This window comes from Stenotrophomonas sp. GD03777, from assembly GCF_029842485.1.
Classification (GTDB): domain Bacteria; phylum Pseudomonadota; class Gammaproteobacteria; order Xanthomonadales; family Xanthomonadaceae; genus Stenotrophomonas; species Stenotrophomonas sepilia.
This window is the reverse complement of sequence record NZ_JAOCGL010000031.1, coordinates 1-19816: the sequence shown is the minus strand read 5'-3', so window position 1 is coordinate 19816 and position 19816 is coordinate 1. Positions and strand designations below refer to the sequence as shown.

The window sequence follows — 19816 nt, the reverse complement described above, 5'->3', positions numbered from 1 at the left end:
CGGCAGCGGGGCGTGGATCATGCCTGCGGCTCCTGCAGCGAACCGTCGCGCAGCGCACGCTGTTCGCGGCGGCGCGCCAGCCACTCGGAGAAGCGCTCCATGTACAGGTAGATCACCGGCGTGGTGTACAGGGTCACCAACTGCGACAGCAGCAGGCCTCCAACGATGGCGATACCCAGCGGGCGGCGCAGCTCCGAACCGATGCCGGTGCCCAGCGCCAGCGGCAGCGCGCCGAGCATGGCCGCGGCGGTGGTCATCATGATCGGGCGGAAGCGCAGCAGGCAGGCGCGGCGGATCGCTTCGTGCGCGTTGGCGCCGGCGCGGCGGGCTTCGATGGCGAAGTCGACCATCATGATGCCGTTCTTCTTGACGATGCCGATCAGCAGCACGATGCCGACGATGCCATCCACCGACAGGCTCAGCCCGCACAGCATCAGCGCCAGCAGCGCGCCGACACCGGCCGGCGGCAGCGTGGAGATGATCGTGATCGGGTGGATGTAGCTCTCGTAGAGCACGCCCAGCACGATGTAGATCACCACCAGCGAGGCCAGCAGCAGCCACACCACATCGGTCTGGCTGCCGGTGAACTCGGCGGCCTTGCCGATGAACTCGGCATGCAGGTGGGTGGGCATGTCCAGGCTGTCCTTGGTCTCCTGGATCGCTCGCACCGCTTCGGACAGCGAATAGCCTGGCGCCACGTTGAACGACACGGTCACCGCCGGCAGCTGCTGCTGGTGGCTGACCACCAGCGGGGCGCTGCTGACCTTGCCTTCGGCCAGCGCCGACAGCGGGATGATGTTGCCGGCGCCGACGGTGATGCCGGTGTTCTGCGCGCCGATGCCGGTGGCGGTGGACGAGTTGGAGGAGGTGACCTGGCCGAAGCTGGTGGCATTGGTGCCGGTCAATGCGCCGGCGCCGTTGGAGGCGACGGCCAGCTGTTCCATCAGCGCAGTGCTGGTGCGGAACTCCGGTGCCACTTCCAGCACCACGCGATACTGGTTGAGCTCGGTGAAGATGGTCGAAATCTGGCGCTGGCCGAACGCATCGTAGAGCGTGTCGTCGATGGTCTGCATCGGCACGCCCAGCACGCTGGCCTTGTCGCGGTCGATGTTCAGCTCCAGGGCGCGGCCCTGGTTGGACAGGTTGTTGTCGACGTCGGCCAGTTCCGGGCGCTTGCGCAGCGCTTCGGTCAGGCGCGTGGCCTGGGTCGCCACCGTCGCCGAATCCACGTCCGACAGCGAGTACTGGTACTCGGTGGCGGCCACGCGGGTATCCAGGGTTACGTCCTGCACCGGCTTCAGGTACAGCGCCACGCCCGGAATGCCGGCCACTGCCTTCTGCAGGCGCGGCAGGATCTCGTCCAGGCCGTCGCGCTGGCTGCGCTCCTTCAGCACGATCGACAGCTGGCCCTGGTTGAGCGTGGGGTTCATGCTGCCGGCACCGATGAAGGCCGACACGCCGGTCACGTCTGGATCCTGGCGCAGCGCTTCGGCCACCTGCCTGGTGCGCTGCTCCATCTGCGGGAAGGCGATGTTCTGGTCGGCCTGCACCACGCCGGTGATCAGGCCGGTGTCCTGTTCGGGCAGCAGGCCCTTGGGAATCAGCACGTACAGCAGCACGGTCAGCACCAGCGCGCCACCGGCCACGGCCAGGGTCAGCCGCTGGTGGCCAAGCACCCAGTCCAGGCTGTGCTCGTAGAGGCCGACGGTGCGCGTCCACAGGTTCTGCTTGCCGGCCGCCGCCGCGCGCTCATGCGCGTCCTCGCCCTCGGGCAGGGCATCGGGCTTGAGCAGGTAGGCGCACATCATCGGGGTCAGCGTCAGCGAGATCAGCATCGACAGCACCACGGCGATGCTCAGCACCCACGCGAACTCGTGGAACAGGCGGCCGGTGACGCCGGGCATCAGCAGCAGCGGCAGGAACACCGCCACCAGCGAGACCGTCAGCGACAGCACGGTGAAGCCGATCTGGCGTGCGCCGATCTCGGCCGCTTCCTTGCCACTCTTGCCCTGCTCGATGTAGCGCACGATGTTCTCGATCATCACGATCGCATCGTCGACCACGAAGCCGGTGGCCACCACCAGCGCCATCAGCGAGAGGTTGTCCAGCGACATGCCGGCGAAGGCCATCACCGCGAAGGTGCCGGCCAGCGACAACGGCACCGCCACCGAGGGAATGATCGTGGCCCACAACCGGCGCAGGAACACGAAGATCACCGCCACCACCAGCCCGATGGTCAGGATCAGGGTGAACTGCACTTCATGCACCGAGGCGCGGATGGTCTCGGTGCGGTCGTTGAAGATCTCCAGGTGCACGTCGGCTGGCAGCACGCCCTGCAGCTGCGGCAGGATGGCGCGGATGCGCTCGACGGTCTGCACGATGTTGGCACCGGGCTGGCGGCGCACTTCCAGCAGTACCGCCGGCTTGCCGTCGGCCCAGGCGGCAAGCTGGTCGTTCTCCACGCCATCGATTACCTCGGCCACGTCCGACAGCCGCACCGGGCGGCCATTCTTGTAGCTGATGATGGTGTCGCGGTACTCGGCGGCGCTGGCCAGCTGGTCGTTGGTGCCGATGCTGTAGGACTGCGTCTTGCCGTTCAACGAGCCCTTGGGCGCATTGACGTTGGCCTGGGTCAGCGCGCTGCGCAGCTGCTCCAGGGTCAGGCCCATGTTCGACAGCTGCGCCGGATTGACCTGGATGCGCACGGCCGGGCGCACATTGCCGGCGATCGAGACCAGGCCCACGCCCTGCACCTGCGACAGGCGCTGGGCCAGGATGGAATCGGCGTAATTGTTGACGTCGCGCAGCGGGCGCGTGTCAGAGGTCAGTTTCAGGGTGACGATGGCCGCGTCGGCCGGGTTCACCCGGTTGTAGACCGGCTGGTAGGGCAGCGACGAGGGCAGGGTGGCCTGGCGGATCGCCGCCTGCACGTCCTGCGCGGCGATGTCGATGTCGCGGTCCATCGAGAACTGCAGGATGATCGTCGACAACCCGGCCGACGAGTCGGAGGTCATCAGCTCCAGCCCGGAAATCTGCCCGAACTGGCGCTCCAGCGGGGTGGTGACCAGCGAGGCCATGGTGGTGGCGTTCGCACCGGGGTACTGGGTGGTGACCACCAGGCTGGGCGCATCGATTTCCGGCAGCGCCGACACCGGCAGCTTGCGGTAACCGAGGATGCCCAGCAGCAACAGGCCCGCCATCAACAGCGAGGTGGCGATCGGGCGGCGGATGAAGATCGTCGAAAAGCCCACGGACTGATCCTTGCTGGCACTTCAATGTCGGCGCCGGCAGGTCCGCCGGCGCGAGGGAGATCAGTGGCCTGCGCTCAGCGCGGGCCACCACCGCGACGGCCACCGCCGCCTGCGTTCTTCTGCTCGGCTGCCTTCAGTTCGGCCTCGGTCGGTGCGGCCGGGGTCTCGCCCGGCTTCAGTGCGGTGACCTTGCTGCCCGGCTTCAGGCGGAACTGGCCTTCACTGACCACCCGCTCGCCGCCCTTCAGGCCTTCGGCGATCTGCACCTGGCTGTCGCCCACTTCCACGCCGCTGCGCACGGTCTGCATCTTTACCGTGTTGTCGCCCTGCACTATGTAGACGTACTCGCCATCCGGGCCACGCAGTACCGCCTGGGTGGGGATCACCACGCCGCCGGCAATCGTGCGCAGCTGCATGCGAACGTTGACGAACTGGCCCGGCCACAGGCCGTTGTCGGTGTTGTCGAACAGGGCGCGCGCCTTGAACGTGCCGCTGTCGGCACTGATCAGGTTGTCGACCACATCGAGCTTGCCGTCGCCGGACAGCACGTGCGAATCGGCGCGGTCCAGCGCCGCCACCGGTACCGTGCCGGCGGCCTGCGCCTGGCGCACATCGCCGAGCTGGCGCTCGGGCAGGTTGAACAGCACGTGGATCGGATGGATCTGGGTCAGCGTGACCAGAGCGGTACCGGCGCTGACCACGTTGCCGGCGTCGACCGCACGGATGCCGGCGATGCCTGAGATCGGCGCGGTGACCCGGGTGTACTGCAGCTGCACCTGCGCCGAGCGCATGCTGGCCTCGTTGGCGGCCACGGCGCTTTCGTACTGTGCCACTTGGTTTCGCTGTGTATCCAGATCGGTCTTGGCGACGTACTGGCGATACTCCGGCGCGTTCGAGCGCTGGTAGTTGGAGCGCGCGGTGGCCAGCAGGGCCTCGTTCTGGCGCTTGGCTGCAGCGGCCTGGTCGTAGCTGGCCTGGGCGGTGCGCGGGTCGATCACCGCCAGCACATCACCCTGCTTCACTTCCTGGCCTTCACGGAAATTCAGGCTCATCAGCTGACCGCCGACCTGCGGGCTGACGGTGACGGTGTTCATCGCGGTCACCGTACCCAGCGCGCTGGCATACACCGGTACGTCCTGGCGCGTGGCTTCGACCACGGTTACCGGCACCGGGCCGGCATCCGGGTCTTCCCCGCCCTGGCGCGCGCCCGCAGCAGGTTTTCCAGCCTTGTCCTTGCCCCCGCCAATGACGCGCAGGCCGACCACGGCCAGCACCAGGATCGCCACGACCAGCAGCACGATCTTCCAAACACGTGACATTACGAGGACTCCGAGAGGGCTGGACCGGACGGGACGCCGGGACAATGCGCAAAGCATACCTGTGCCACATCACGTTTCCTGCATGACGGATGGGACGGGCGCTAAGACCGGATGCGGCACCGGAGGTTCCCGTGGCGCCGGTGTTGCCCTACATTCAGCTGGAACCCTCTTGCTGTGGAGATTGCGATGCGCCGTTCGCTGCTGCTGTCCGCCCTGCTGCTGGCCCTGCCGGCGCTTGCCCATGCCCAGGACGGGCAACGCCCCGAAGTGACCGCCGCCGCGCAGCGGCTGCAGGCCCAGGTGGTCGAATGGCGTCGTGACTTCCACCAGCACCCGGAGCTGTCCAACCGCGAGGCGCGCACCTCGGCCGAGGTCGCCAAGCGCCTGCGTGCGATGGGCCTGAAGCCGAAAACCGGCATCGCCCACCACGGCGTGGTGGCGATCATCGAAGGCGGCAAGCCGGGTCCGAAGATCGCGTTGCGTGCAGACATGGACGCGCTGCCGGTGACCGAGCAGACCGGCCTGCCGTTCGCCTCCAAGGCCACCGACCAGTACCGCGGGCAGACCGTGGGCGTGATGCATGCCTGTGGCCACGACGCGCATACCGCCACCCTGCTCGGCGTGGCCGAAGCGCTGGTATCAATGAAGAAGGACCTGCCGGGCCAGGTGATGCTGATCTTCCAGCCGGCCGAGGAAGGCGCGCCGCCGCCGGAAGAGGGCGGTGCGGCACTGATGCTGAAGGAAGGGCTGTTTGCCGATTTCAAGCCGGAGGCCGTGTTCGGCCTGCATGTGTTCTCCAGCGTGCAGGCCGGCCAGATCGCGGTGCGCGGCGGCCCATTGATGGCCGCCTCGGATCGCTTCGGGATCAAGGTGATCGGTCGCCAGACGCATGGCTCGGCACCGTGGAACGGTGTTGACCCGATCGTCGCCACCGCCGATCTGGTCGGCACCGCGCAGACCATCGTCAGCCGCCGCGCCAACCTGTCCAAGCAACCGGCGGTGCTGACCTTCGGCGCGATCAACGGCGGCATCCGCTACAACATCATTCCCGATGAAGTGGAGATGGTCGGCACCATCCGCACCTTCGACGAAGGCATGCGCCAGCAGATCTTTGCCGACCTGCGCAACGTGGCCGAGCACACGGCCGCCGCGCACGGTGCGAAGGCGGTGACCGACATCTACGAGTCGGAGGGCAACCCGGCCACGGTGAACGACCCGGCGCTGACCGCGAAGATGCTGCCGAGCCTGCAGGCGGTGGTGGGCAAGGACAACGTGTACGAGCCGCCGCTGCAGATGGGCGCGGAGGATTTCTCGCTGTACGCGAAGGAAGTGCCGGGCATGTTCTTCTTCGTCGGCTCCACCAGCGTGGGCATCGACCCGGCGACGGCGCCGGCCAACCATTCGCCGAAGTTCCTGCTGGATGAGAAGGCACTGGATGTGGGACTGCGGGCGTTGCTGCAGGTGAGCCTGGATTACCTGCACGGTGCCGGCACCCCGGCGGGGTGAGGGTTTCCGGCAGGGCTTGCAGCCCTGGGTACGCGACATCGCATGCGCGCTGTCGCTCCCACAGTTCGCTGCGCGAACGGTGGGCCCCCCTTACCAGCTTCCAGACCCCTGCCGCTTCGCGGCCGCCCCCTGACTCAGGGGGCCTTCCTCCAGACCCGATCCCGTGGCTTGCCGGTAGATCCACGCCATGCGTGGATGGCAGACATCGAAAATGTCCGAAGGATCGGATTTTGATTTTCTGATCTTTCCCGTGGTGGATCGGCGGCAGAAATGTGTCGGGGGGCCGGGCGGGTGGGGCTGGCGGGGTATCCGCGCCATGGATGGCGCGGCTAAGCCTCCACGGACGGATTCACGGCGTCCCCGCCAGCCCCATCCGCCCGGCCCACTCCCGGGAATCCAGGCTTTCGACGACCCAACACCCCACCACGGAGGGGCTCCGCCGTTGGCCGGCCCGGCCGAAGGCCCGCCCTCCGCGCGATACAATGACCTCCATGAACACCCCACAGGATTCCAGCCTCGGTCGCGAGGTCAGTTACCCGTCGCAGTACGATCCCGGCCTGCTGTTCCCCATCCCCCGCAGCGGCGCCCGCGCCGAGATCGGCCTCGATGAGGCCGCGCTGCCGTTCGTCGGCCACGACCGCTGGCACGCCTTCGAGCTGAGCTGGCTCGACCCGCGTGGCAAGCCGCAGGTCGCCGTCGCCACGGTGCAGGTGCCATGCACCTCGCCGCGGCTGATCGAATCGAAGTCGTTCAAGCTGTACCTCAACTCCCTCAACAGCACCCGCATCGACAGCGCCGAGGCACTGCGCGCGCGCCTGGTGGCGGATCTGTCGGCCTGCGCCGGTGTGCCGGTCCAGGTCGAGTTCGGCCTGCCAGGCCTGCGCGAGACGCCGCTCGGCGAGTCCATCGACGGGCTGGAACTGGAGATCGACTGCTACGGCCCGCCGCAGGCGGACTTCCTCGCCGCCGATGCGGGTGAGGTGGTGGAAGAGACCCTGGTCTCGTCGCTGCTGAAGTCCAACTGCCCGGTCACCGGCCAGCCGGACTGGGCCACGGTCAGCCTGCGTTACCGCGGGCCGAAGATCGATCGCGTGGGCCTGCTGCGCTACTTGGTCAGCTACCGTGAACACGCCGAGTTCCACGAGCAGTGCGTTGAGCGGATCTTCAGCGAGGTATCTGCGCGCTGCCAGCCACAATGGCTGGAAGTGGAGGCCCGCTATACCCGCCGTGGTGGCCTGGACATCAACCCCTGGCGCGCCAGCCCCGGCATCACCGCCCCGGCTGCGACCTACCGCGAACTGCGGCAGTAACCGGTAGTGCCGGTCGCTGGCCGGCAACCGCAAGGAACCCGCGTCCAGGGCAAGGGAAAGCCGGCCAGCGGCCGGCACGACCGGACACCGTCTCTCCCGATTGTTCAGCCGCCCCCGGGGGCGGCTTCACATCTGCACCATCCCCATTTAACAACCGCCATGGCACCGTGCCAATCACGTAGTCATGCAGACGGGAGTTGTGGATGAGTACCGAGAAGAAAGCCGATTTCTCCGGCGTCAGTGGCAGTGTCGACAGTACCGCCGAGCAGGTGCCGAAGGCGGACTTCTCCGGCGTCAGCGCTTCGGTGGACAGCACCGCGGACGTTGTCAGCGGCGGCACCTATACCGTGCAGAAGGGTGACTCGCTGTCGAAGATCGCCAAGCAGCATCTGGGCGACGCCAATGCCTGGAAGAAGATCTTCGAAGCCAACCGCGATGTGCTTGATGACCCGGACAAGATTTTCCCGGGCCAGACCCTGAAACTGCCGCCGAAGTAAGCCGGCCAGAACGCCGTCCGACAATCCCTGGGAGGAACCCCGAATGATCAAGACCACCCCGCTCCAGACCGCCCTGATCGCCGCCCTGCTGGGCAGCGTCGCCCTGGTCGGTTGCAAGAAGAAAGAAGAGTCGACCGACAACAATGCCGCTCCGGCAGCGACTGCTCCGGCCGAACCGGCAGCACCGGCCCCGATGACCGGCGCGCCGCCGCCGATGGCCGAAGCCGCTGCTGTCAGCGTCTCGTCGGTCACGGTCGGCAAGACCGCAGCCGCCGACAAGTCGGTTGCGACGACGGCTTTGTTCGCGCCGAAGGACGACATCATCGTCTCGGTCAAGACCGACGGTGCTGCCAACAACGTCGCCGTTGGCGCGAAGCTGACCTACCAGGACGGCCAGGTGGCCGGCGAACAGAATGCCACGCTGAACACCAGCGGTGCGGAAACCACCAACGTCACCTTCAAGAATGCAAAGGGCTGGCCGGCCGGCAAGTACCGCGCCGAAGTCACCGTCGATGGCAAGGCGGCCGGAACGCCGCAGGAGTTCGAGGTCAAGTAAGTCCAGCCGACTCTCTCCCGGCAGGGCTCACGATGGACGCAGCCGCGAGGCTGCGTCCTTTTTTGTTGGATGATGGTCGGCTTCATCCAGGCGTCGATGGATCACAGCGTTGCCGGCATGCAGTACCGCCGCGTATGGCGTGGCTTTGCCCCGCGCGACTGAAAACGCGACAATGCAGGGGTTTCCCCGCCGCGCGCCCACCCTGACGGCGACGGGGGAAAGCGTGGGGCCCCGCCTCGCGCGCGACACGGTTGCACGTGGGCCGGCGCTGGCGCCGGCCTTCCCCTGAGCATTGCTACAGAGTCCAAGTCCCCCATGTCCAAGATCCTCTACACGCTGACCGACGAAGCACCGTTCCTGGCCACCCAGTCGCTGCTGCCGATCGTTGACGCCTACACCGCCACGGCCGGCATCGTGGTGGAAACCCGTGACATCTCGCTGTCCGGCCGCATCCTGTCGCAGTTCCCGGAACTGCTGTCCGACGCGCAGAAGGTCAGCGACGACCTGGCCGAGCTGGGCCAGCTGGCGACCACCCCGGACGCCAACATCATCAAGCTGCCGAACATTTCCGCCTCGGTGCCGCAGCTGAAGGCGGCCATCAAGGAACTGCAGGACCAGGGCTACCCGCTGCCGGATTACCCGGAAACCCCGGCCGACGACCAGCAGCGCGACTACAAGGCGCGCTACGACAAGGTCAAGGGCAGCGCGGTGAACCCGGTGCTGCGCGAAGGCAACTCCGACCGCCGTGCACCGCTGTCGGTGAAGAACTACGCGCGCAAGCACCCGCACCGCATGGGCGCTTGGGCGCCGGATTCGAAGTCGCACGTCGCGCACATGGCCGCCGGCGATTTCTACGGCAGCGAAAAGTCGGCCACCCTGGCCAACGCCGGTTCGCTGAAGATCACCTTCCACGGCAACGACGGCAGCACCGCTGTGCTGAAGGAAAAGACCGCGGTCAAGGCCGGCGAGATCGTCGACGCCGCCGTGATGAGCCGCAAGGCGCTGGCCGCGTTCATCGGTGAGCAGATCGCCGATGCCAAGGCCCAGGGCGTGCTGTTCTCGCTGCACCTGAAGGCGACCATGATGAAGGTCTCCGACCCGATCATGTTCGGCGTGGCGGTCAATGAGTTCTACAAGGACGTGCTGGCCAAGCATGCCGACGTGCTCAAGCAGGCCGGTTTCGACGCCAACAACGGCATCGGTGACCTGGCTGCGCGCCTGCCGTCGCTGCCGGAAGCCACCCGTGCCGCGATCGAAGCCGACCTGGCTGCCGAGTACGCACAGCGCCCGGGCGTGGCCATGGTCAACTCGGACAAGGGCATCACCAACCTGCACGTGCCGAGCGACGTCATCGTCGACGCCTCGATGCCGGCGATGATCCGCGACTCCGGCAAGATGTGGAACGCCGAAGGCAAGCTGCAGGACACCAAGGCGGTCATTCCGGACCGCTGCTATGCCGGCGTGTACCAGGCCGTCATCGACGACTGCAAGGCGCACGGCGCCTTCGACCCGGCCACCATGGGCTCGGTGCCCAACGTCGGCCTGATGGCACAGAAGGCCGAAGAGTACGGCTCGCACGACAAGACCTTCCAGATCGCTGCCGATGGCGTGGTCAAGGTCACCGACGACGCCGGCAACCTGGTGTTCGAGCACACTGTGGAAGCCGGTGACATCTGGCGCATGTGCCAGACCAAGGACGCGCCGATCCAGGACTGGGTCAAGCTGGCCGTCGAGCGTGCCCGCCTGAGCAGCACCCCGGCCGTGTTCTGGCTGGATGCCGCCCGCGCCCACGACGCGCAGGTCATCGCCAAGGTCGAGCAGTATCTGAAGGACCACGACACCAACGGCCTGGACATCCGCATCCTGCCGCCGGTGGAAGCCACCGCGTTCTCGCTGGACCGCATCCGCAAGGGCGAGGACACCATCTCGGTGACCGGCAACGTGCTGCGCGACTACCTGACCGATCTGTTCCCGATCATGGAGCTGGGCACCAGCGCCAAGATGCTGTCGATCGTGCCGCTGATGGCCGGTGGTGGCCTGTTCGAGACCGGCGCCGGTGGTTCGGCCCCGAAGCACGTGCAGCAGTTCGTCGAAGAGGACTACCTGCGCTGGGATTCGCTGGGTGAGTTCCTGGCCCTGGCTGCGTCGCTGGAACACCTGGGCAACCGCTATGACAACGCCGCCGCCCGCGTGCTGGCCAAGGCGCTGGACGAAGCCAATGGCCAGTTCCTGGACAACGACAAGTCGCCGTCGCGCAAGCTCGGCGGCATCGACAACCGTGGCAGCCACTTCTACATCGCTCTGTACTGGGCGCAGGCCCTGGCCGCCCAGGACGAGGATGCCGCACTGAAGGCACGCTTCGCCCCGCTGGCCAAGGCGCTGACCGACAACGAGCAGAAGATCGTCGACGAGCTGATCGCAGTGCAGGGCAAGGCCGTGGACATCGGCGGCTACTACCGTCCGGACGTGGCCAAGGCCAGCAAGGCGATGCGCCCGAGCGCGACCTTCAACGCCGCGCTGGAGCTGCTGCGCGGCTGATCCGTCGCCGTTCGGCCGTGACCCCGGAACCCGCGCTTCGGCGCGGGTTTCTTTTCTGGCTCTGGGGTCAGATCCCTTTTGCCACGCAAAAGGGATCTGACCCCAGGCGATGAAACCGTGACTTCCGTCGGCTGTCGGAATGCCGTCAACGGGGCATGAAACTTGCCCGCGATAGCAGTCGCAGAACCGATCGGACACCGCCTGCAACCGCTCCCGATCTGAGCAGTCGATCACGACGGCTGCCGCTGGCGATGCCCTAGCCTTGGCGACGCGAGACCACCGGGGAGGTGGTCGCCCGGGGACACGGATGGCACGCGTGCTGGTAGTGGGAACCGATATCCAGGGCGAGCAGGCCCTGCTGCAACGGCTGCGCCTGGCGTCGGCACTGCCGGACGGCCAGGTCCGCCGCAGCCGGGACCTGGACGATTGCGACCTGCTGGTCATCCGCGATACCCCGGCACTGCGCAACGCGGCCCAGCGCATGCGCCAGCAGCGACCGCGCCTGCAATGCTGGATCGAGGACAACGGCGGCCAACTGCGCGACGGCGACGGACACCAGGATGTGCTCGACGACGGTGCCATCGGCCGCGCGCTGCGTCGCATGCAGTTGGCACCGGAGCCCCTGGCCATGCCCGCACCCGCGCTGATACGTCTGGCCGATGGCGCACACGCCATCACCCGCCTGCTGCGCGAGCGGTTGCCGCTGCGCCATGGCCAGGCACTGTTGAGTGATGCGGGCGAGCCTTTGCTGCTGATGGATCTGGAGCACGACCAGGCCGTGCTGTTGCAGGAACCCGCGAGCGCGCTGGTGGAGCGCCTGGCCGATGCTTTCGAACGCCTGCAGCTGGATGCACTGACGCCAATGCGCCTGCAGGCGCTGGCTGGTGAGCGAACACGCCAGCCGCTGCGGCCGCTGTTGTGGCAATGGGCGCAACGCAGCCGCCACTGGCAGGCACTGGACGAACGCCTGCGCGGCGCTTCGGTGAAGCTGCTGCGCTGGCCGGATTTCCGCGTCCTGGGGCACGACCACGATGGATTCCGCCTGTGCTCGTTGCTGCTCAAGCGCGCGTGCACGGTTGAAGAATGCGCGATGCTGCTTGAGCTGCCGGCGGCGGCCGTTCGCGATTTCATCCACGCGGCCTACCTGTGTGGCTACGCGCAGCTGCAGGCCGCCCCGGCGGCGCCGATGATGGCGACCGGTGGCACCCGCACCGACAACGGACTGCTTGCCCGCCTGTGGCGGCACCTGCGCGGGAGTGAGCGCAATGCGTGAGCACAAGGTGGTGGTGCTGGGCGGCATGGGCAGCGGCAAGTCGACGCTGGTGCGCAGCATCGCGGCCGGCGCGGTAGTCGACACCGATGTGGCCAACAGTGATCGCCTCGGTGCCGACAAGGCCTCCACCACCGTCGCGCTGGACTATGCAGACATCGACCTGCCCAACGGAGAACGCCTGCGTCTGTACGGAACGCCCGGCCAGCAGCGTTTCGATTTCCTGTGGCCGATCCTGCTACAGGGTGCACGGGGCGCGGTGCTGTTGCTGGACGCACGTCGCGTCGGCATTGCCAGCGAGCTGCAGGACTACCTGCAGGTGCTGCAGCCGTTCGCATCATCCCTGGCACTGGTCGTGGCGGTCACCCACCTGGACCAGGCGCCACAGGCGGCGCTGGATGACTGGGCCGCCCGTGCCTGCCTCGATGACCAGCCGCTGCCGCTACTGGCCGTGGATGCCCGTGACCGCGAACAGGGACTGCTGCTGATGGATGTACTGATGAGCGAAATGGAAGCACACGCACTGGTGGCCGCGCATGGGTGACGGGCAGATGGCGGTACTGCCCGATGCGGGCCAGCGTGAGCGCCTGCAGCCGCTGCTGCAGGACCTGCAGCAGCGGGTGGAGGGCGTGCGCACGGTGGTGCTGGCCAGCGTCGATGGCTTTGCCCTGGTCAGCGCCGGTGCCGAAGGACGCGGCGAACGGCTGGCGGCGATGACCAGCGCGATGCTGGCGTTGGCCGCAGCGGTGGGGCGCGAACTGCTGCTGGGCGATCTGCAGACGCTGATGCTGGAAGCGATGGGCGGGAAGGTGCTGATGCTGGCGATCCAGGCCGAGGGACGTGCACCGCTGCTGCTGATGGCGGCCTGCGACCAGCGCAGCGTGATCGGGCAGGTGCTGTGGCAGAGCAGGGAATGTGGCCAGGCGATCCTGGCCGAACTCGGCGGATCGTGAGCCCGGCCGCAGGGGAACGAGGGGCTCGAACCAACATCGACAAGGGGTGCGACGTGGCTGGATTGAATGAATCGTTGAACGCACTGATGGGCATCGACGGCGCGCAGGCAGTGGCGCTGGTCGACTACGAAAGCGGCATGCTGCTGGGCGAAGCCGGTGCCGGCATGGACATGGAGGTGGCCGCTGCCGGCAACACCGAAGTGATCCGGGCCAAGATGAAGACCGCCGCCTCGTTGAACCTCAATGACAGCATCGAGGATATCCTGATCTCGCTGGGCAAGGCGTACCACATCATGCGACCGGTCGCGAAGAAGAAGGGACTGTTCTTCTACATCGTGCTGGACCGGACCAAGTCCAACCTTGCACTGGCCCGACGCAAGGTGCAGGACGTGGAGGCCGAACTGGCGATCTGAGCCGGTAGTGCCGGCCGCTGGCCGGCGTCTGCATCGATCCATCGACGGTCCAGGTGCTGCCGGCCAGCGGCCGGCACTACCTTCGCACTCGACGCCATTGCACACGCCAGCGTATGGTGAAGCCGGTCCTCCCGGCTGAGTCCTGCATGTCCGAGCCTGATATCGATGCCGAGCTGGCGTCGCGCATCGCTGGCGCCATCCACGCTGGCTTCGAGCAGTACCACGCCCGCTTTGCGACGATCACCGCTCGTGCGCGGCAGCGTTTCGAGCAGCGCGACTGGGCGGCTGCGCGCCAGGATGCAGTCGAGCGCATCGCGCTGTACGACCTGTGCATTGCCGAACAGATGGATGCACTGCGGCGCCTTGCCGGCGAAGCAATCGGGGAGCGCGCATTGTGGCTGCAGGTGCATGCACGCTACAGCGCATTGCTGCGGGGGCTGATCGATGCCGAACTGTACAAGACCTTCTACAACACACTGTCGCGGCGCTTGTTCTCCACCCGTGGCGTGGACCCGGCGCTGGAGTTCATCGCCTTTGACGTCGAGCCGTCCGATGCGATCACCCATCCGGTTGCGCGGCATACCTACGCGGTTTCACCCACGCGGCCGGTGGAGGCCCTGCAGCGCGTGTTGGCCGATTACCGCTTCGACATTCCGTATGCGCACCAGCTGCGCTGCGCGGCGGCCATCGCCGTGCGCCTGCAGGACGATCTGGCCCACTGGGGCGATACGCCGGTGCGCAGCATCGAGCTGCTCGACACCGTGTTCTATCGCGAGCGCCGTGCCTACCTGGTGGGCCGCGTGTTCGGCGAGCACCGGTTCTCACCCTGCGTGATCGCGCTGGTCAACGATGAGCGTGGACTGCGCGCCGACGCGGTGCTGACCCGGCGCCGCGACGTCGCCCATCTGTTCGGCGTGTCGCGCAGTTATTTCCAGGCCGACCTTGCCACGGTGGGCGATGCGGTGGTGTTCCTGCGCAGCCTGCTGCCGGGCAAGCCCATCGATGAGATCTACACCGTGCTGGGCCGTGCCAAGCAGGGCAAGACCGAGCGCTACCGCACCTTCTTCCGCCACTTCAACGAGCATCCGCAGGAGCGGCTGGTGCCCGCCGAAGGCACACCTGGCATGGTCATGGCGGTGTTCACCCTGCCCAGCTATCCGCTGGTGTTCAAGCTGATCCGCGACCGCTTCGCGTGGCCCAAGGCGATGTCGCGGCAGCAGGTGGAAGAGAAGTACGCGCTGGTGTTCAACCTCGACCGCGTCGGCCGCCTGCTCGATGCGCAGCCGTATCGCCACCTGCGCTTCCCGCGCGACCGCTTCGCACCGGCCTTGCTGGAGGAGTTGCTGCAGCAATGCTCGCAGACCGTGCGGGTCGATGGCGACCATGTGGAAGTCGCACTGTGCTACGTGCAGCGCCGTTTCCGGCCATTGAATCTGTACCTGCGCGAGCAGGGGGGCGAGGCGGTGCGCGCAGCGGTACTCGACTATGCGCAGGCGATCACCGACATGGCGCGCAACAACATCTTCCCCGGCGACATGCTGCCGAAGAACTTCGGCGTATCGCGACATGGCCGGGCCGTGTTCTACGACTACGACGAGCTGTGCCTGGTCAGCGACTGCGTGTTCCGCGCATGGCCGCAGCCGCGTACGCCGGAGGAAGCCATGGCCGATGAACCCTGGTTCCATGTCGGTCCACGCGACGTGTTTCCCGAGCGCTTCGGCCCGTTCATGGGGCTGCCCGCCAGCGAACTGGCGGCGGTGGGGGAGCACTACCGGCACCTGTTCGATCCGGCGTGGTGGCAGGACCTGCAGGCGCGCTTCGCCGAGGGGAACTATCCGGATACGCCGCCCTACGCGGCGGCCCATCGCCTGGCCTGAACGGCGTGGCGTGAAGCACGTGCCGGTCCGGTCAGGACTGCGGTACGCTCGGTGCTCACTTCATCACCACGGATCCGGCAATGATGCGTTCCCCCCTGTTCCTTGCGCTGGCCCTGGCGTTCTCCGCAGGTGCCCCGCTGCTGCCATCCGAGGCCGTCGCCCAGAACGCGCGCGCCGTGCGCGCCACCGCCGAGATGAGCATGGCGCTGTCGGGCAGTATCGATGTGGCGGCCGACGGCTCGGTCAGCGCGCTGGTCCTGGACCAGCAGGCGATGCTCGCACCGGGTATTGCATCGTTCGTGGAGGGCACCATCCGTGGATGGCAGTTCGAGCCGACGCTGCGCGATGGCAAGCCGGTGGCGGTCCACGCACCACTGCGGGTGCGCCTGCGTGGCAAGCAGCAGGACGACGGCAGCTACCAGGTCAGCATGACCAGTGTCGACTTCAGTGAGTATGACCCGAAGGCTACCGATTCGGTGACCCGGAAGAACATGCCGCCACCGCGCTACCCCGAGGATGTCTTCCGCAGTGGCGGGCAGGGTGATGTGCTGCTGCTGGTCAAGGTGGCCCGCGACGGGACCGTGGCCGACGTCATTGCCGAACAGGTGAACATGACCGTGGTCGCGCCGGAGCGGACCCTGGCCAAGATGCGCGACCTGCTCGCCAAGGCCAGCATCAGCGGCGCCCGAAAGTGGACCTTCGTCCCGCCCACGACCGGCGAGAACAGCACGCGCGACTTCTGGACCGTACGCGTGCCGGTGAACTTCGCCCTGAACAGCGACACCGGCAGCAACGGCAATGCCCAGCCGGAGCGCTATGGCCGCTGGCGTGCCTACATCCCCGGCCCGCGCCAGGCCGCACCGTGGCGCAAGCCGGATGCCGTCGAACAGGTGGGCAGTGATCTGCTGCCTGCCGGGGGCGTGTACATGGTCGATGGCACCCAGCGCGGCCTGCGCCTGCTGACACCGTTGGCGCAGCGCTGAGCCCGGCGCGGTGAAGCGGTCGGCCAGGCCGGCCGCTTTTCAGTCCGCGTACGGGTAGACCACCACCCGGTTGCGGCCCTGTTCCTTGGCCATGTACAGGGCCTTGTCGGCCAGCCGCAGTGCCTGCTCGGCATCGACGTGGAAGCTGGGGAAGTGGGCCACGCCCAGTGACACGGTGATGGTGCCGACCGGCTCGAACGGATGATCGGCGATGTGCTGGCGCAGGCGCTCGCCGGCCTGGCGCGCAGAGTCGGTGCTGATGCCCGGCAACAGCAGCAGGAATTCCTCGCCGCCGGCACGGCAGAGGATGTCGCTGTCGCGCGAGTAGCGGCGCATCTGGTCGGCGATATGGACGATGGCCGCGTCGCCGACGTCATGGCCATGGCTGTCGTTGATCGATTTGAAGCGATCGATGTCCAGCGCCAGGATCGCGAACGGAATGCCCTGCACCTGCAGCGCATCCAGCGCCTGCTGCAGGCCGCGGCGATTGAGCAGGCCGGTCAGCGGATCGGTACGGTTGGCGCGGCTGAGCGTGCCGATGCGGTCCTGCAGCGCGTTGAAGCTGTGCAGCACGGCCTGCTTGAGCTGGGCCACCTCGAAGTACCAGGCGCGAATGCCGCTGACGTGGCTGATCGCGTTCCCGGTGTCCTCGCCACCCTGCACGTTTCGCGCCAGCTGCCACAGCGGCATCGAGATGCGACGGGCGAACCACCAGGTGACCAGCAGTGACAGCAGGCCGAGCGGGATCGCATTCCAGATCACCGCGGTCATCAACCGCGACAATGGCTGCAGCGTGGCCTCGGTCGGCCGCTGGGCGATGATGCCCCAGCCGGTGGCCGGCACCGGTGCATAGCCGGCCAGCATCGATACGCCCAGGTTGTTGCGGACCTGCTGCGCACCGCGTTCACCGCGCACGACTGCCTTCACCGCCGGGTTGCCGACCACGTAGTCGCCGACCCGCTTGCCATCGGCGTGGTACAGCAGGCGGCCATTGCGGTCCACCACGTACAGGTACGAGCCGTCGCGGTAGTAGTGCTTGCCCAGCAGCGTGTGCAGCGCACTGCGCTGGCGCAGGTAGAGGGTGCCGCTGACGTAGCCGCGATAGCGGCCCTGGCGATCGAAGATCGGGTGCGACAGCGAGACCAGCAGCTTGCCGGTGGTCGACTGGTAGGGATCGCTGATCATCGGCTGGCGCGCGGCCAGTGCGGCGTTGTTGCCGGCGCTGTGCAGGATCTCGCCCTGCAGCTGCAGGGTCTGCGGCGAGGTGGCGATCACCAGGCCGTCGGCGTCGACCACCAGCGAGGAGTTGAAGCTGTTGGTCTGCAGCTGCAGCCGGCTGGCTTCATCCTGGGCCTGTGCCGGATCGAGATCATTCTGGCCGAGCCGGGTGGCGGCGTAGGCCAGCTCCTGCTGCGCGGCCAGCAGGAAATTCTGGGTGGTCTCGGCCAGTTTGGTGGCATAGACGCGGTTGGCCTCCAGCGTGTTGCCGACCAGCTGGTCGCGCTGCACGCGGTAACTGGCCAGCAGGGTATTGGCCAGGGCGATGATGGCGCTGAGCAGGGCCAGGGCGAGGATCAGCTTGCCCAGGTTCAGGCGGGGGGACAGCGTTCGCATGCGTCGACGGATCCGGCAGGAGGCTGGACCCGACCGGTTCTCCGGAAGGGGCGACAGCGGGAATCGGTGGCCACGCCCTTGGGGCCGGGCAGGGTATCGGGCGAATTATCGCCAAAAGTCGGCGGCGGCAAAGTGAAGCAGGTCGTCCTGCAGGCAAAAAAAAACCTGCCGCAGCGGGCGGCAGGTTCTTTTCGATGCAATGGCGCGGATCAGCGCTTCATCGAACCGAAGAACTCGTCGTTGGACTTGGTGTTCTTCATCTTGTCGAGCAGGAATTCCATCGCGGCCATTTCGTCCATCGGATGCAGCAGCTTGCGCAGGATCCAGATCTTCTGCAGCAGTTCCGGTTCGATCAGCAGGTCTTCGCGGCGGGTACCGGAACGGTTGATGTCGATGGCCGGGAACACGCGCTTTTCAGCGATACGACGGCTCAGGTGCACTTCGCTGTTGCCGGTGCCCTTGAACTCTTCGTAGATCACCTCGTCCATCTTCGAGCCGGTGTCGACCAGCGCGGTGGCGATGATGGTCAGGCTGCCGCCTTCTTCCACGTTGCGCGCGGCACCGAAGAAGCGCTTCGGGCGGTGCAGGGCGTTGGCGTCCACACCACCGGTCAGCACCTTGCCCGAGCTCGGCACCACGTTGTTGTAGGCGCGGGCCAGGCGGGTGATCGAGTCGAGCAGGATCACCACATCCTTCTTGTGCTCGACCAGGCGCTTGGCGCGCTCGATGACCATTTCGGCCACCTGCACGTGGCGCGCGGCCGGCTCGTCGAAGGTCGAGCTGATGACCTCGCCGCGCACGGTGCGCTGCATTTCGGTCACTTCTTCCGGGCGCTCGTCGATCAGCAGCACGATCAGGTGCACGTCCGGATGGTTGGTGGTGATGGCGGTGGCGACCTGCTGCATCATCATCGTCTTGCCGGCCTTCGGCTGCGACACGATGAGCGAGCGCTGGCCCTTGCCCTGCGGCGCCATCAGATCGAGGATGCGGCCGGTGATGTCTTCCGACGAACCGTTGCCACGCTCAAGGGTGAAGCGGCGGCGCGGGAACAGTGCGGTCAGGTTCTCGAACAGCACCTTGTTCTTCGACGCTTCGATCGGCTCGCCGTTGATGGTGTCGACGATGTTCAGCGCGAAGTAGCGCTCGCCGTCCTTCGGGAAGCGGATGCGGCCGGAGATGTGGTCGCCGGTGCGCAGGTTGAAGCGGCGGATCTGGCTGGGCGAGATGTAGGTGTCGTCAGGACCGGCCAGGTAGCTGGCTTCGGCCGCGCGCAGGAAACCGAAGCCATCCGGCAGGATTTCCAGCACACCATCGGCGGCGACGCCGTCACCGTGGCGGGTCAGCACCTTCAGCAGGGCGAAGATCACGTCCTGCTTGCGGGCACGGGCCACGCCTTCGGAGATCTGCAGCTGCTCGGCGATTTCCAGCAGCTTCTGTGCCGGCATGCGCTTGAGGTCGCTCAGCGAGTACACCGGGAAGCCCTCGGGCACGTTGGCGTGCGGGCGCGGCACGAACGGCTGCTGCTCGCCGCCGTCATTGGACATGCCGTCGTCGCGGAAGCGATTGTTGCGGTCACGGTCGCGGCGGTTGCGGAAGCGGTCGCGTCGGTTGCCCTGACCTTGCCCCTGGCCCTGCTGGCCGTTCTGGTTGTACGGGTTCTGGCCCTGGTTCTGGCCACCCCCCTGGTGATTCTGCTGCCGCGGCTGGCCGGATTCGCGGCCCTCGCCAC

General features: G+C 67.1%; 15 protein-coding genes. 11 read left to right on the top strand and 4 right to left on the bottom strand.

The window, feature by feature from the left end; all coding sequences use genetic code 11:
- Positions 1-17 precede the first annotated feature (17 nt).
- The gene (locus N5E02_RS09190; protein WP_065186764.1) at positions 18-3251 is read right to left on the bottom strand and encodes an efflux RND transporter permease subunit; all 3234 of its coding nucleotides are present in this window, start codon (positions 3249-3251) and stop codon (positions 18-20) included.
- A 74-nt stretch (positions 3252-3325) separates the two neighbouring features.
- Positions 3326-4570 carry an efflux RND transporter periplasmic adaptor subunit gene (locus N5E02_RS09185; RefSeq protein ID WP_065186765.1) on the bottom strand — a complete coding sequence of 415 codons (1245 nt, stop codon included), beginning with the start codon at positions 4568-4570 and terminating at the stop codon, positions 3326-3328.
- 186 nt (positions 4571-4756) lie between these two features.
- Here N5E02_RS09185 and N5E02_RS09180 point away from each other — a divergent pair, with 186 nt between their 5' ends.
- From N5E02_RS09180 to N5E02_RS09130, 11 genes are all read left to right on the top strand, one after another.
- Positions 4757-6076 carry a M20 family metallopeptidase gene (locus tag N5E02_RS09180; protein ID WP_053500212.1) on the top strand — a complete coding sequence of 440 codons (1320 nt, stop codon included), beginning with the start codon at positions 4757-4759 and terminating at the stop codon, positions 6074-6076.
- Positions 6077-6567: 491 nt separating this feature from the next.
- Complete coding sequence (gene queF, locus N5E02_RS09175; RefSeq protein ID WP_139727828.1) at positions 6568-7386, top strand: NADPH-dependent 7-cyano-7-deazaguanine reductase QueF; 819 nt, start codon at positions 6568-6570, stop codon at positions 7384-7386.
- 203 nt (positions 7387-7589) lie between these two features.
- The gene (locus tag N5E02_RS09170) at positions 7590-7883 is read left to right on the top strand and encodes a LysM peptidoglycan-binding domain-containing protein (protein ID WP_005419771.1); all 294 of its coding nucleotides are present in this window, start codon (positions 7590-7592) and stop codon (positions 7881-7883) included.
- Between the two features lie 43 nt (positions 7884-7926).
- Complete coding sequence (locus tag N5E02_RS09165) at positions 7927-8439, top strand: hypothetical protein (RefSeq protein ID WP_072169182.1); 513 nt, start codon at positions 7927-7929, stop codon at positions 8437-8439.
- Between the two features lie 315 nt (positions 8440-8754).
- A complete protein-coding gene (locus N5E02_RS09160; protein WP_139727826.1) occupies positions 8755-10977 on the top strand; it encodes an NADP-dependent isocitrate dehydrogenase in 2223 nt (740 codons plus the stop codon).
- A gap of 307 nt (positions 10978-11284) precedes the next feature.
- On the top strand, positions 11285-12250 hold the full coding sequence (locus tag N5E02_RS09155; protein ID WP_065196830.1) for a hypothetical protein: 966 nt from the start codon (positions 11285-11287) through the stop codon (positions 12248-12250).
- A complete protein-coding gene (locus N5E02_RS09150; protein WP_065178843.1) occupies positions 12243-12791 on the top strand; it encodes an ATP/GTP-binding protein in 549 nt (182 codons plus the stop codon). The genes N5E02_RS09155 and N5E02_RS09150 overlap by 8 nt, the downstream gene beginning before the upstream one ends.
- Positions 12784-13200 carry a roadblock/LC7 domain-containing protein gene (locus N5E02_RS09145; protein WP_065178842.1) on the top strand — a complete coding sequence of 139 codons (417 nt, stop codon included), beginning with the start codon at positions 12784-12786 and terminating at the stop codon, positions 13198-13200. The genes N5E02_RS09150 and N5E02_RS09145 overlap by 8 nt, the downstream gene beginning before the upstream one ends.
- 53 nt (positions 13201-13253) lie before the next feature.
- Positions 13254-13613: a hypothetical protein gene (locus N5E02_RS09140; RefSeq protein WP_005419760.1), complete on the top strand. Its 360-nt coding sequence runs from the start codon at positions 13254-13256 to the stop codon at positions 13611-13613.
- Positions 13614-13759: 146 nt separating this feature from the next.
- Positions 13760-15490 carry a bifunctional isocitrate dehydrogenase kinase/phosphatase gene (gene aceK, locus N5E02_RS09135; protein ID WP_065178841.1) on the top strand — a complete coding sequence of 577 codons (1731 nt, stop codon included), beginning with the start codon at positions 13760-13762 and terminating at the stop codon, positions 15488-15490.
- Positions 15491-15570: 80 nt separating this feature from the next.
- Positions 15571-16473, top strand: coding sequence for a TonB-dependent receptor (locus N5E02_RS09130; protein ID WP_065196831.1), 903 nt, complete (start codon positions 15571-15573; stop codon positions 16471-16473).
- Positions 16474-16512: 39 nt separating this feature from the next.
- Here the strand turns inward: N5E02_RS09130 and N5E02_RS09125 are convergent, their stop codons facing one another.
- A complete protein-coding gene (locus N5E02_RS09125) occupies positions 16513-18087 on the bottom strand; it encodes a sensor domain-containing diguanylate cyclase (protein WP_005419756.1) in 1575 nt (524 codons plus the stop codon).
- A 209-nt stretch (positions 18088-18296) separates the two neighbouring features.
- On the bottom strand, positions 18297-19816 hold a 1520-nt coding region (rho, locus tag N5E02_RS09120), incomplete at its 5' end, for a transcription termination factor Rho (RefSeq protein ID WP_279946197.1).

Excerpts from the sequence above, each read along its gene's own strand:
- N5E02_RS09185 (WP_065186765.1), bottom strand. The coding sequence starts at position 4,570 with ATGTCACGTGTTTGGAAGATCGTGCTGCTGGTCGTGGCGATCCTGGTG.
- N5E02_RS09180 (WP_053500212.1), top strand. The coding sequence starts at position 4,757 with ATGCGCCGTTCGCTGCTGCTGTCCGCCCTGCTGCTGGCCCTGCCGGCG.
- queF (WP_139727828.1), top strand. The coding sequence starts at position 6,568 with ATGAACACCCCACAGGATTCCAGCCTCGGTCGCGAGGTCAGTTACCCG.
- N5E02_RS09170 (WP_005419771.1), top strand. The coding sequence starts at position 7,590 with ATGAGTACCGAGAAGAAAGCCGATTTCTCCGGCGTCAGTGGCAGTGTC.
- N5E02_RS09165 (WP_072169182.1), top strand. The coding sequence starts at position 7,927 with ATGATCAAGACCACCCCGCTCCAGACCGCCCTGATCGCCGCCCTGCTG.
- N5E02_RS09160 (WP_139727826.1), top strand. The coding sequence starts at position 8,755 with ATGTCCAAGATCCTCTACACGCTGACCGACGAAGCACCGTTCCTGGCC.
- N5E02_RS09155 (WP_065196830.1), top strand. The coding sequence starts at position 11,285 with ATGGCACGCGTGCTGGTAGTGGGAACCGATATCCAGGGCGAGCAGGCC.
- N5E02_RS09150 (WP_065178843.1), top strand. The coding sequence starts at position 12,243 with ATGCGTGAGCACAAGGTGGTGGTGCTGGGCGGCATGGGCAGCGGCAAG.
- N5E02_RS09145 (WP_065178842.1), top strand. The coding sequence starts at position 12,784 with ATGGGTGACGGGCAGATGGCGGTACTGCCCGATGCGGGCCAGCGTGAG.
- aceK (WP_065178841.1), top strand. The coding sequence starts at position 13,760 with ATGTCCGAGCCTGATATCGATGCCGAGCTGGCGTCGCGCATCGCTGGC.
- N5E02_RS09130 (WP_065196831.1), top strand. The coding sequence starts at position 15,571 with ATGATGCGTTCCCCCCTGTTCCTTGCGCTGGCCCTGGCGTTCTCCGCA.
- N5E02_RS09125 (WP_005419756.1), bottom strand. The coding sequence starts at position 18,087 with ATGCGAACGCTGTCCCCCCGCCTGAACCTGGGCAAGCTGATCCTCGCC.